This window comes from Nocardia sp. NPDC049526, from assembly GCF_044465765.1.
Classification (GTDB): Bacteria; Actinomycetota; Actinomycetes; order Mycobacteriales; family Mycobacteriaceae; genus Nocardia.
Genome location: NZ_JBITMA010000005.1, coordinates 258,712 through 271,283, shown reverse-complemented (window position 1 = coordinate 271,283; position 12,572 = coordinate 258,712). Strand labels below are relative to the sequence as shown.

The window sequence follows — 12,572 nt, the reverse complement described above, 5'->3', positions numbered from 1 at the left end:
CCTACTGCCGCGCCGCATGCGCGCGGATACCCAACGCGCCGAAGGGATTCGACGCGAGCGCATCGATCGGAAACCTCGCCCTGTGCTCGGGGCGGACGGTGCACCTGGTCGGCGTTCTCACCAATACCGTTGCCGCATATGAGCGATTCGACAAAGCCTACGCGCGCACCGCGCCCACCCTGACCGTGCCCGTCGAATCGCCGCTGGACGCACTCACCAACCGGCAGCACGAAATCGTCGAACCGCGCCACCGGCATGACGCACCGGATGATCGCGACGTAGCTACAGACCTCGGAATGGACCGTGGTCAACCATGTCCGGCAGGTGATGCTCAAAACTGGATTGCCCGTCGCGACTACACGTCGCACTCGTGGTCAAGTGTGGACCCAACGCACAATCCGCGGAACAGCCGACGCCCGTCCTCACCCCGGCCCGTAGGTCAATACCGCGGTGATCACGAACCAGATCACCCACGCGAAGGCGATGAGCATGCCCGCCGCCAGCGTGATGCGCATGAACGCCCGCCCCATATCCATATCGCCGGCCTGCCGCGGATACAGCTTCCACGGGCTGTACCAGGGTGCCTCGATGACGAGGGCCGGTGTGTTGGCATCCTTTTCGGCCTGTGCCAGCTCCTCGGCATAGGCCTCCGCCTGCGCCTGGTTCGGGCCGCCGTGCCACAGCGTGATATCGATCGGGCCGAGGAAGCCCTCGTTGATCAGATCCTGCGGGGCCGGCAGGGCGGGCAGGATGCCCAGGCTGCGGAAGGCCACCGCGACATCGTTGGCCGTCCACAGGTGGATGTTCTTCTCGGAATCGGCCAGCGTCTCGAAATAGTGCCGCAGCCGTTCCGGATCGGTGCCGAGGATCACATCGAAACTCGGATCGCTCCACTCCTGTTTGACCGACAGCTCGGCGCCGCGCAGCGGCACGATCAGCGCGACACCGTGCACCGCGCGCTGGCCGAGACCACGCGCCGCCAGCCAATTCTGCAGTGCGAGTGTGTGTTCGCGCGATTTGTCCAGCGGGGTGCGGCGATCGCGAGCCTCGCTGGCGATCGGTTCGCCGGAGATCGTCCACGGACCGCTGAGCGGCACCTCCAGCACGCCGTCCTGCCGCGCGACCAGCGCCTCGGCCTCGATCACCACGCAACTGGTCGGAGTCCAGACCACCGCGTCGAACTGATGCAGCCGATCGTTGTGGAACAGACTGCAATTCACCGTGGCGACGCCATGCGGGCTGGCCGGATCCTTCCAGGTGCGCAGCCAGTCGATCAGCGCCCGCTCGGCATTGGTACCTGCCGGGTTCTGTACTCGCACGAGCATTCGCGACCGCCCTTCACGTCATCACTCGATGGTGGCAAGGATACGGACACCACTGCCCGGTTCGCCGCGCCTACGACCAGACGCGGCGTGTCACTGCGGTTGTTCCGCTGCGATCTTTCCAGCCCGCACGGCATCGACCAATTCGGCGTGGTCGGCCTCGGTCCGATCGGCATAGCGAACCGCGAAGCGCGCGACGGCATCCTCGAACGCCTCGTCACCGTCGAAATACCCGGCGAGCAGGCGCGGATCGAGCGAACGCGAATGTGCGCGGGCCAGCAGCGCACCGGCCAGCCTGCCGTAATCGTCGAGATCGTCCGAGGACAGTTCGGCCGGATCGATACTGCCTTTCATATTGCGGAACTGGCGCACCGTGAAAGGCAGTTCGCCGGTCTCCAAGCGCAGTGTGGTCCAGCCGAGCAGGATGTCGGTCTCGGACTGAACCAGCCTGGCGCCCTGCACGATTCGCTCACCCTCGTGCGCCGGTGGCGGCGCGGGCAGGAACGGCGCCAGCGCGGAGGGGTTGGCCTGTTTCAGCTGCAGCACCAGCGCCTCGCCGTCATTGCCATGCAGCAGTGCCACATAGCTGTGCAGTCCGACGCTTCCGGTTCCGACAATGCGGAAGGCGGTGTCGGACACCGCGAATCGGGCCAGCAGATTGCGCCGGGACTCGCGCAGGGTGTCGCCGTAGCGCTCCAGCCCGTCGATGATCTCCTCGGCGACCTCGGCGTCGACCGCCGTGAGAATCGGCGGGTCACTGACGAATCGGTGCTTGCTGATCCCGGTCTCGTGGTCTTCCAGATGTTCGGTCCACTTCTCGACCACCTTGGCGCTGGTGTTCTTGCGCGCCTTCTTCGCAGCCTTCTTGAAGTCGTCGAGCAGATCATCGGCCCTTGCCCTACTGATGATCGACTCGTCCGGCAGCGCGCTCCACGATTCCATGAACGGTTGCTCGGCGAGATGATCGATGGCGAGGCGATAGGTCCGGGCCGCATCCCGCGCGGCCCGCAGGCAATCGTCTTCGGCCGCACCGCCTTCGCGGGCCGCCAGCACCAGACTGGCCGCGAGCCGCTCCAGATCCCACTCCCACGGGCCGACGATCGTTTCGTCGAAATCATTGATGTCCATGACGATTTCACCGCGCGGCGTGCCGTACAGACCGAAATTCGCGGCGTGTGCGTCACCACAGATCTGCGCGGCCACCCCGGTGTCTGGACTGCCCGCGAGATCGGCGGCCATCAGCCCGGCCGCGCCGCGATAGAACGTGAACGGCGAGGCGAGCATGCGACCGACCCGCAGCGGAACCAGATGCGGCAACCGACCGGCATTGCTCGCGGCGATGAAGTCGAGCACATCCGGTCGGGTGGACCAGGTGACCGCTCGATCCCGGGCACTGACCGGAACCCGCTGACGCAGCGCCCGTCCGCGGGCGTGCACGTCCTCGGCAGGAATATACGAGCGAAGATCAATACCACTGTCTGACACTGTGTCATTTTGCCGCGCCTGCGGCGCGGCATGTTCGCGGCCCCCCGGTGTCTCGTGGCTGACCAATTCGAGCGACTTGCAAGCAGTCGCTAGTGGGTGCCGTCGAGACTCGCGACTTCGTCGTATGCGCTTCGACGACTCGACTGGGTTCGATGACCGCGCCTGCGGCGCGGATGCGAGACGGGCCGCGAACGTCGCTCGTAAGACTCGCTCCGCTGCGGTCGGGCGAGTTGGGTATCGGGGCTCCTGAAGTACGCAGACCGTCAGGTAGCGGGCACCGCAGGATCGACCGGTTCGATCGGCAATCGCAGTGCGCCGGGGGCGGATGCGGGCACCGTCGGATGGTTCGGGGCGACCGGGGAGATCCGCTGATATGCCGAACCCAGTTCGGGGCGCGGATCGGCCTCGCTCCTATTGGGCCAGAAGGCCATTGCGCGCTCGGCCTGCGCGGTGATCGTCAGCGACGGATTGACACCGAGGTTCGCCGTCACCGCCGAACCGTCCGCGACATGCAGCCCGGGATGTCCGAATACCCGCTGATACGGGTCGACCACACCGGCCTCCGGACCCTCGCCGATCACACAACCGCCGATGTAATGCGCGGTGGCCGGGATATTCAGCACATCCATGATCAGACCGTGGGTATCGCCCTTCACCTTGGCGCCGAACCGTCGGCCGATATCGTGCGCCAGCGGAATCCAGGTCGGATTCGGTTCGCCGGTGCCCTGTTTGGTCTTCAATTGCCCGCGCTTGCGGTAGGAGGTCAGCGAATTGTCCAGTGACTGCATCACCAGCAGGATTACCGACTTCTCCGAGGCATGGCGGGCATTGAGACTGCGCAGGAAAACCAACGGGTGCAACACGATTGCCAGCAGGAAGCGCAGGAATCGGAACGCCCCGCCGTCCACGATCGGCACCGACATCGGGAACAGTGCGTTCTGCCCCTTGCCGTAATGACAGACCTCGATGTGGGTATCGGCCTCCGGATGGATCGAGGAGGTGATCGCGATGCCCTCGGCGAAATCGCGGCGCGACCGGCTCACCACATTGAGGATGGCCTCTGAATTGCTGCGGGTCAGCTCACCGAGGCGCGGTGACAGATCCGGCAGTATCGCCTCGTCGCGCATCTTGTGCAGCAACTTCTGCGTGCCCAGCGCCGCACCGGCGAATACTACCTGCTCGGCGGTAAATGTCTTGCGCTGCTTGCGGATCCAGCGATCAGAGCGCTCGGTCTCGACCGCATATCCACCGCCGGACAACGGCCGGACCGCGGTCGCGGTGGTCAGCGGATGTACCTCGGCACCCGCCTTTTCGGCCAGATACAGGTAATTCGTCGTAGTGGTGTTCTTGGCGTTGTTCGGGCAGCCGGTGAAACATTGCGCGCAATGCACACAGCCGCGGCGGTGCGGACCCGCGCCGCCGAAGTACGGATCCTCGACCTCGGTGCCCGGATCGGCCTCGTTGAAGAAAACACCCACATTGGTCGGGTGGAAGGTATGGCCGACGCCCAGGTCGTCGGCGATCTCCCTGATCACCTCGTCGGCGGGAGTTATGCGCGGATTCGGGGCCACGCCGAGCATGCGCTGCGCCTGGTCGTAGTACGGCGCCAGTTCGGCCTTCCAGTCGGTGATATGGGCCCACTGCTTATCGGTGTAGAAGTTCGGCAGCGGCTCGTACAGGGTGTTGCCGTAGATGAGCGAGCCACCGCCGACGCCCGCGCCGGAAAAGACCGCGCATTTACCGAGCACACTGATCCGCTGCGGTCCGGTCAAACCGAGCCGCGGCGCCCAGATCGATTTGCGCACATTCCAATTCGTCTTCGGAATATCCTCGGCGGGCCAGCGCCGTCCGGCCTCGAGCACTCCGACCCGGTAGCCCTTCTCGGTCAGGCGCAGCGCACTGACGCTGCCGCCGAATCCGGAGCCGATCACTACCACGTCGTAGTCGAATGCTGGCATGGTTTCCCTCTCTGAACCGTGCGATAACCGTGTGAGATGGTTCCACACTCATTCTGTCACCCGGGTCGGTGCGGTGTATCGCACAGCAGGTAGGTATCGAAAGTATGCGCGACCGGCGTGCCCGGATGGCGTGAACCGGGGTCGGTGCGGTATGCACGGGCTGTGACAACCGAATCGGGGAAAACGGAACCGGGCGAACGCGCCGGCTCCGGCGCGGACAACCCGGGAAATGCGGGCGATCCGGCCGCGGGCGGCGTCTTCGCCGACCGCATCTTCACCGTTCCCAATGTCCTGAGCGTGTTGCGACTAGCCGGTGTGCCACTTTTCCTGTGGTTGCTGCTGGTGGTGCGCGCCGACGGCTGGGCTTTCACGTTGCTGGTGCTCAGCGGCGTCACCGACTTCCTGGACGGCAAGCTGGCCCGGCTGCTCGACCAGTCGTCGCGACTCGGCGCACTGCTCGACCCGTTCGTGGATCGGCTGTATCTGGTGACCACGCTTGCCGCATTCGTGATCCGCGGGTTGCTGCCCTGGTGGGTCGCGGTGATCCTGATCGCCCGCGACGCCGTCCTGGCCTTGACTCTTTCGGTGTACAAACGCCGTCAACTGGATCCACCCGAGGTCATCTACCTGGGTAAAGCCGCCACCTTCGCGCTGATGTCGGCGCTGCCGTGGTTGCTGGCCGGTCAGATGGATTGGGCGCTGGCAGGTTTCGGTCGTGCCTTTGGCGGGGCATTCCTGGTCTGGGGCACGGCGGTGTATGTGTGGACCGGCGTGCTCTACATCTGGAAGGCTTTCGCCGTCGCGCGAGCGATACCGGCTGTGCCACACCGCAGTGAGTAACGATTAGAGTTGCGTGGAACCCGCTGGCGACTGCTTGCAGGTCGCTCGAAAAGGTCAGCACGATGAAAGGACGGCCTGTGACCCAGACCCCCGAGGATCTGCGCTACACCGAAGAGCACGAATGGGTGCGGCGGATCGGCCCGACCCGGGTTCGGGTGGGCATCACCGACTACGCCCAGTCTCAACTCGGTGACGTTGTGTTCGTGCAGTTGCCGGAGGTCGACAAAGATGTGGCAGCCGCGGACAGCATCGCCGAGGTGGAGTCGACCAAGAGCGTGTCCGATATCTACGCTCCGCTGGCCGCGAAAGTTGTTGCGGTGAACGGTGTTCTGGACTCGGCGCCGGAAACGCTGAACACCGATCCCTATGGCGACGGGTGGATCTTCGAGCTCGAATTGAGCGACGAGGCCGGCGTGGATGCCGCGCTCGGTGAACTACTGGATGCCGCAGGTTATCAAGGAGTTATCGGGGGCTGACCCAGCCTTCCCAGTTCTACCTGCACGGGTACGCCCTGGCAGGGTACGGTCAATGCCAACAGATGTGCCGGTGCTTGGTAGCCGGTGTTCTAGCGCCAGGATCCCCAGGTCGTGGCGGTGAAGGCAGCACCTGCTTGCATGGATAATCAGGTTCGAGGAGGAGAGAAACGGTGAGCGAGAACAAAGACCCGGGTTACGGGGAGACCGCGGCCGAGACGACGTCGGTCTTCCGCGCGGATTTCCTGAACGAGGTCGACGCGTCGCGCTCCGCTGAGGCGACCGGCGAACAGCCGGTCCAAGGGGTCGAGGGTCTGCCGGTTGGTGCTGCCCTCTTGGTCGTGAAGCGAGGCCCGAATGCGGGCTCGCGGTTCCTGCTCGATCAGCCGACCACGTCGGCGGGCCGCCATCCCGACAGTGACATCTTTCTCGATGACGTCACCGTCAGCCGTCGGCATGCCGAATTCCGGCAGGACGACGATTCCTTCCAGGTGGTCGATGTGGGCAGCCTCAACGGCACCTACGTCAACCGGGAGCCGGTGGACTCCTCGGAGTTGCAGAACGGTGACGAGGTTCAGATCGGCAAGTTCCGCCTCGTCTTCCTCACTGGGCCCCGGGTCCAGCAGAGCGATTCGTCGGCGGGTGCGGGCAGCCTGTGACATCAGCGGCACGGATTTCGCGTGTCGGCAGTGTTGACAGGGAAGAACGCTGTGTCATGAAAGACTCGGTGCTATGACGGGCGCGGCGCAGTGGGCTCGCGGAGGCATGTCGATCGGCTCCGTGCTGGACCTGCTGCGACCGGACTTTCCGGATGTCACCATCTCGAAGATCCGTTTCCTCGAGGCCGAGGGACTGATCCGACCCGAGCGCACACCGTCGGGTTATCGCAGGTTCTCGATCGCGGACTGCGAGCGGCTCAGATTCGTGCTGACCGCACAGCGTGATCAGTATCTGCCTTTGAAGGTGATCAAGGAGCAGCTCGAAGCGATCGACAGCGGTGCGGCGACGCTCGGCGTGCGGGAAGCCCGCGCCCGGGCGCACTCCGGCCGCAACGGTGCGCCGGAGTCGGGGCACGCCACGCCCGACTCCGAGCTCACCGCAACACCGGCGGCGCACCACGGCGCACGTACCGCGGCACCGCGCAAACTCGGCGTCGTGCCCGGTGAAATCTCGCCCGACGAGCTGCGATTCGATCACGAAATCCGGCTCACCCGGGCGGATCTGCTTGCCAAGGCCGAGATCGATGAGAAATTCCTCGTCGATCTGATCCGAGCGAATCTGATCATCCCCGGCGCCGCCGGTTTCTTCGACGAGGATGCGGTGACGCTGGCCAAAACCGCCAAGGCGATGGCCGAATTCGGCCTGGAGGCACGGCATTTGCGCGCCTTCAAGCTGGCCGCGGACCGCGAGGCCGCGCTGGTGGCGCAGATTGCCGCCCCGATCGCCAAGAGTCGCGATGCCGGTGCGCGGGCGCGTGCGGAGGAGACGGTGCGCGAGTTGGCGGCATTGTCGCTGACACTGCACACCTGCCTGGTGAAGGCGTCGGTGCGATCATCGCTCGGCGGCTGAGTTCCGGCGGCGGCATCCGAAGTTCGCTTTGCGTTCCAGACGGACAACACGCCGATTTCGGCTGTGCACAGGGAATGCTGCACGCCTCGAGGTTCGCTTAGACTCGTGGTACGGCGAGCTCTGCAGCGGTCATGCCGGGCGGCCGGCGAGTCATTGGGAGGCAGTGCGATGAGTGAGATGCGCGTAATCGGCATTCGTGTCGAGCAGCCACAGAACCAGCCCGTGCTGTTGCTCCGCGAGGCGTCCGGAGACAGGTATCTGCCGATCTGGATCGGGCAGGCCGAGGCGACCGCGATCGTGCTCGAACAAGAGGGGGTGACCCCGATCCGTCCGCTGACTCACGATCTGATCAAGATCTTGATCGCCGACCTCGGGCACACCCTCAAGGAAGTGCGGATCGTGGATTTGCAGGAGGGCACCTTCTATGCGGATCTGGTTTTCGAGAACGATCTGCGGATCTCGGCGCGGCCGTCGGATTCGATAGCGATCGCTTTGCGGGTGGGTTGCCCCATCTATGCCGAGGAGCCGGTGCTCGAGGAGGCGGGGCTGGTCATGCCGGACGAACGCGAGGACGAGGTGGAGAAGTTCAAGGAGTTCCTCGAGTCCGTCTCGCCGGACGATTTCAAGGCCACCGATAGCTGAGTTTTTGGCCGCGCGCCTCCGGCGCGGCGTGTTCGCGGCCCCCTGGTGTCTCGCGTCCGAGCCGTCGAGACTCACGCGTGCGGCGCATGCGCTTCGACGACCCGGACGCGAGACCGGCCGCGAACTCCTCGCTCGTAAGACTCGCTCCGCCGCGGTCGAGTTTTCTGGAGAACACGAATTGTGTACTGGCCCTAAAGTACTGGCCCTAAAGTAGAGGTCGAGACTCTTACCGCGCGTCGCGTTTGGTCGGATGATGCCGCTCCCGGGACAATCAGGGGGAGTAATCTCGATAGTTGGGCCACGTTCGTTATGGCCGGTCGTTGGTCGTTACGGAGCCGGGTCATCGATGAGGCAAGGCGTCGGCGAAGCAAGGGAGTGGTCAGTGGCAGAGCAATCGCAGGATGTGGTACAGCCAGGCCTGTTCCCGGATGATTCGGTGCCCGACGATTTGGTCGGCTACCGCGTACCCAGCGCATGCCAGGTGGCCGGGATCACGTATCGGCAGCTCGACTATTGGGCGCGGACCGGACTAGTCGTGCCCTCCATCCGAGGTGCAGCGGGGTCCGGTAGTCAGCGGCTGTATTCGTTCAAGGACATTCTGGTCCTGAAAATCGTGAAGCGGCTATTGGACGCGGGCATCTCGCTGCAGAACATCCGCATCGCGGTCGATCATCTGCGCAGCCGGGGCGTGCAGGATCTGGCGGGTATCACGCTGTTCTCCGACGGCACCTCGGTGTACGAGTGCACCTCGCCCGAGGAGGTAGTCGATTTACTGCAGGGTGGGCAGGGCGTCTTCGGGATCGCGGTCAGCGGCGCCATGCGGGAATTGACCGGAGCCATCGCCAACTTCCCGGCCGAGCGGGCGGTCAGTGGAAGTGCGAGCGAACGTCCGGAGGACGAACTGTCCTTCCGTCGTAAGGCTCGGATGAACCGGAAGACCGGCTAGAGATCGTATCGAGTGCCCGTCGCTGCCGCGGTGGGCACTTGTCATATACACCGGAGTGATGAGCGCTACACACCCATCCGGGGTCCGGTGGCGTCATTTATTGCGCACGCGGCATAAACTAACCATGCGTCGCCGCCGTGCGGGAGAGTTCCGGACTTCACAAGAGTCCGGGCGCCGAAGGAGCAGCACCTCCCCGTCAATCTCTCAGGCAAAAGGACCGTACGGGCTTCGACGTCTCTGGAAAGTGGTGTTTGGCGCATAACGCGGCGATCGCCCGCCCATGGGGAAAGGGGTCCTGAGCCCTGTCCGTTCGAGGCAGGGTATCGCGGCGTCCGAATCTCTCAGGCTCCACGACAGAGGGGGAGGGCTGGTACTCGTCGACCACTGTTGTCGACCCCGCCCGACCTTGGAGCTGCCGTGACTCGATCTTTCGCCGACCGCCATATCGGACCCGACCGGGGCGAACTCGCCCGGATTCTGGACGTCGTCGGCGTCGGCTCGCTGGACGAGCTCGCCGCCGCGGCGCTGCCGGCGAGCATTCTGGACGGCTCCGGCCTCGAGGTGCTACCGCCCGCGGCCACCGAGCATGAGGTGCTCACCGAACTCGCCGAGCTCGCGCACACCAATACCGTCGCCACCTCGATGATCGGGCTCGGCTACTACGACACACTGACCCCGCCGGTGCTGGTGCGCAGCCTGCTGGAGAATCCGGCCTGGTACACCGCCTACACGCCGTACCAGCCGGAGATCAGCCAGGGACGGCTCGAGGCGCTGCTCAATTTCCAGACCATGGTGTCGGATCTGACCGGCATGGAGGTGGCCAACGCGTCCATGTTGGATGAGGCCACCGCCGCCGCCGAGGCGATGACGCTGCTGCGCCGCGCGGGCAAGTCCAAGTCCGCACGTCTGCTCATCGATGACGATCTGTTCCCGCAGACCAAGACCGTGCTGTCCACCCGGGCCGAGCCACTGGGCATCGAGATCGTCTCGGCGGATCTGTCCGGTGGCGAGTTGCCCGAGGGCGAGTTCTTCGGCGTGCTGGTTCAGGTTCCGGGTGCGTCGGGACGGATCGTGGACTGGCGGTCGGTGATCGAGGCGGCGCACGAGCGTGGTGCATTGGTGGCGGTCGGCGCGGATCTGCTTGCGCTGACCTTGATTACGCCGCCGGGCGAGCAGGGCGCGGATGTATGCTTCGGCACCACACAGCGCTTGGGGGTGCCGATGGGATTCGGCGGTCCGCATGCCGGATATCTGTCGGTGCACACCAAGCATGCGCGGCAGCTGCCCGGCCGGTTGGTCGGCGTCTCCGTGGACGCGGATGGCAATAAGGCGTACCGGCTCGCACTGCAGACCCGTGAGCAGCACATTCGCCGGGAAAAGGCAACCTCCAATATCTGTACCGCACAGGTGCTGCTGGCCATTGTGGCCGCGATGTACGCGAGCTACCACGGTGCCGACGGACTGCGCGCGATCGCCCGCCGCGTTCATGCGCGCGCGGCCGCCATCGCGGCCGGGCTCGATGGTGTCGTGGTGCACGAGAATTTCTTCGACACCCTGCTGGTGCGCGTGCCCGGCGGCGCGGAATCCGTTGTCGCGAAGGCGAAGTCGAGCGGAATCAACCTGCGGCTGGTGGATGCCGATCACGTCGGCATCGCCTGTGACGAGGCCACCACCGAGGCGCATGTCACCGCGGTGCTCGAATCCTTCAGCACCGGACTGCCATCGGGCGTCGGCGATCCGGGCGATGTGCCGAGCGTGACCGCCGGTTCGATCGAGACCCGCACCTCGGAATTCCTCACCCATCCGGCCTTCACCAGCTACCACACCGAAACTGCGATGCTGCGCTATCTGCGTAGGCTCTCCGATAAGGACATCGCGTTGGACCGCAGCATGATCCCGCTCGGTTCCTGCACCATGAAGCTCAATGCCACCGCCGAGATGGAGGCCATCACCTGGCCCGGTTTCGCGCGGGTCCATCCGTACGCGCCGGTCGAGGATGTGCCCGGTCTGCTGCGGGTGGTCACCGATCTGGAGGGCTGGCTATCGGCCATCACCGGGTACGACCAGGTGAGCCTGCAGCCGAATGCGGGCAGCCAGGGTGAGTACGCCGGGCTGTTGGCGATTCGGCGCTATCACCTGGATCGTGGTGATACACACCGGGATACGTGCCTCATTCCGTCCAGTGCGCACGGCACCAATGCGGCCTCGGCCACCATGGTGGGGCTGCGCGTCGAGGTCGTGAAGTGCCGGGAGAACGGCGATGTGGACCTCGACGATCTGCGTGCCAAGATCGCCGACCATGCCGACCGGCTGGCCTGCATCATGATCACCTACCCGTCCACGCACGGCGTGTACGAGCACGAGGTCGCCGAGTTGTGCGCGCTGGTGCATGATGCGGGCGGTCAGGTGTACGTCGACGGCGCGAATCTGAATGCCCTTGTGGGCCTTGCCCGTCCGGGCCGGTTCGGCGGCGACGTCAGCCATCTGAATCTGCACAAGACCTTCTGCATTCCGCACGGCGGTGGCGGTCCGGGCGTCGGGCCGGTGGCGGTGCGCTCGCATCTGGCGCCGTATCTGCCCGGTGACCCGCTCGAGCCGGGTTCGCACGCGGTGTCGGCGGCGAAGTACGGTTCGGCGTCGATCCTGCCGATCACCTGGGCTTATATCCGGATGATGGGGGCGGATGGCCTGCGTAAGGCCACGTTGACCGCGATTGCCTCGGCCAACTACATCGCGCGCCGGTTGAACGAGCACTTCCCGGTGCTGTACACCGGTGAGAATTCGATGGTCGCGCACGAGTGCATTCTGGATCTGCGCGAGATCACCAAGCGGACCGGTGTGACAGTCGACGATGTGGCAAAGCGGTTGGCGGACTACGGATTCCACGCGCCGACCATGAGCTTTCCGGTGGCGGGCACCTTGATGGTCGAGCCGACCGAGAGCGAAAATCTCGCCGAGCTGGACGAATTCATCCTCGCTATGACAGCGATCCGGGGCGAGATCGATCAGGTCGCTGCGGGTGTGTGGCCCGTCGAGGACAACCCGCTGCGCGGTGCGCCGCATACCGCGGCCTGCCTGGTCGGGGAGTGGGACCACCCGTACAGCCGGGAGGTGGCGGTGTACCCGCAAGGTCTGGATCCGGCGCGGGGCAAGGTGTGGCCCGCGGTGCGGCGCATCGACGGCGCCTACGGTGACCGCAACCTCGTCTGCTCCTGCCCGCCGCTGGACGCGTACTGACGGCTACCGAGCCGCACCTCGACCCCGTTGCAGGTGTGGCTCGGAAGCCCTCTTCACTGTGCGGCAGCCGCTTTGGCGTAGGTATTGATTGTTCGAACCG

10 protein-coding genes and 1 riboswitch are annotated in these 12,572 nt (G+C 65.2%); of the genes, 7 read left to right on the top strand and 3 right to left on the bottom strand.

Annotated elements, in window-relative coordinates:
• Positions 1–422 precede the first annotated feature (422 nt).
• The 3 genes from ACIBW7_RS17800 to ACIBW7_RS17790 form a co-directional block, all read right to left on the bottom strand.
• Positions 423–1,325, bottom strand: coding sequence for a nuclease-related domain-containing protein (locus ACIBW7_RS17800; protein ID WP_397047417.1), 903 nt, complete (start codon positions 1,323–1,325; stop codon positions 423–425).
• Between the two features lie 90 nt (positions 1,326–1,415).
• Positions 1,416–2,807 (bottom strand): DUF2252 domain-containing protein, encoded by a 1,392-nt coding sequence (locus ACIBW7_RS17795; RefSeq protein ID WP_397047415.1) that lies wholly within the window; start codon positions 2,805–2,807, stop codon positions 1,416–1,418.
• Between the two features lie 263 nt (positions 2,808–3,070).
• Positions 3,071–4,765 (bottom strand): GMC oxidoreductase, encoded by a 1,695-nt coding sequence (locus ACIBW7_RS17790; protein WP_397047413.1) that lies wholly within the window; start codon positions 4,763–4,765, stop codon positions 3,071–3,073.
• A gap of 270 nt (positions 4,766–5,035) precedes the next feature.
• Here ACIBW7_RS17790 and ACIBW7_RS17785 point away from each other — a divergent pair, with 270 nt between their 5' ends.
• The 7 genes from ACIBW7_RS17785 (at position 5,036) to gcvP (ending at position 12,472) form a co-directional block, all read left to right on the top strand.
• A complete protein-coding gene (locus ACIBW7_RS17785) occupies positions 5,036–5,605 on the top strand; it encodes a CDP-alcohol phosphatidyltransferase family protein (protein ID WP_397048160.1) in 570 nt (189 codons plus the stop codon).
• A gap of 77 nt (positions 5,606–5,682) precedes the next feature.
• On the top strand, positions 5,683–6,081 hold the full coding sequence (gene gcvH / locus ACIBW7_RS17780; protein ID WP_397047411.1) for a glycine cleavage system protein GcvH: 399 nt from the start codon (positions 5,683–5,685) through the stop codon (positions 6,079–6,081).
• 170 nt (positions 6,082–6,251) lie between these two features.
• On the top strand, positions 6,252–6,737 hold the full coding sequence (garA, locus tag ACIBW7_RS17775; protein WP_040689879.1) for a glycogen accumulation regulator GarA: 486 nt from the start codon (positions 6,252–6,254) through the stop codon (positions 6,735–6,737).
• A 73-nt stretch (positions 6,738–6,810) separates the two neighbouring features.
• Entirely contained in the window at positions 6,811–7,647 is an 837-nt protein-coding gene (locus ACIBW7_RS17770; protein WP_397047409.1) for a MerR family transcriptional regulator, read from the top strand.
• A 168-nt stretch (positions 7,648–7,815) separates the two neighbouring features.
• Complete coding sequence (locus ACIBW7_RS17765) at positions 7,816–8,289, top strand: bifunctional nuclease family protein (RefSeq protein ID WP_327098336.1); 474 nt, start codon at positions 7,816–7,818, stop codon at positions 8,287–8,289.
• Between the two features lie 346 nt (positions 8,290–8,635).
• Positions 8,636–9,235 carry a MerR family transcriptional regulator gene (locus ACIBW7_RS17760; RefSeq protein ID WP_040689886.1) on the top strand — a complete coding sequence of 200 codons (600 nt, stop codon included), beginning with the start codon at positions 8,636–8,638 and terminating at the stop codon, positions 9,233–9,235.
• Positions 9,236–9,365: 130 nt separating this feature from the next.
• Positions 9,366–9,465: riboswitch (glycine riboswitch) on the top strand.
• Positions 9,466–9,652: 187 nt separating this feature from the next.
• Positions 9,653–12,472, top strand: coding sequence for an aminomethyl-transferring glycine dehydrogenase (gcvP, locus tag ACIBW7_RS17755; protein WP_397047406.1), 2,820 nt, complete (start codon positions 9,653–9,655; stop codon positions 12,470–12,472).
• Positions 12,473–12,572 lie beyond the last annotated feature (100 nt).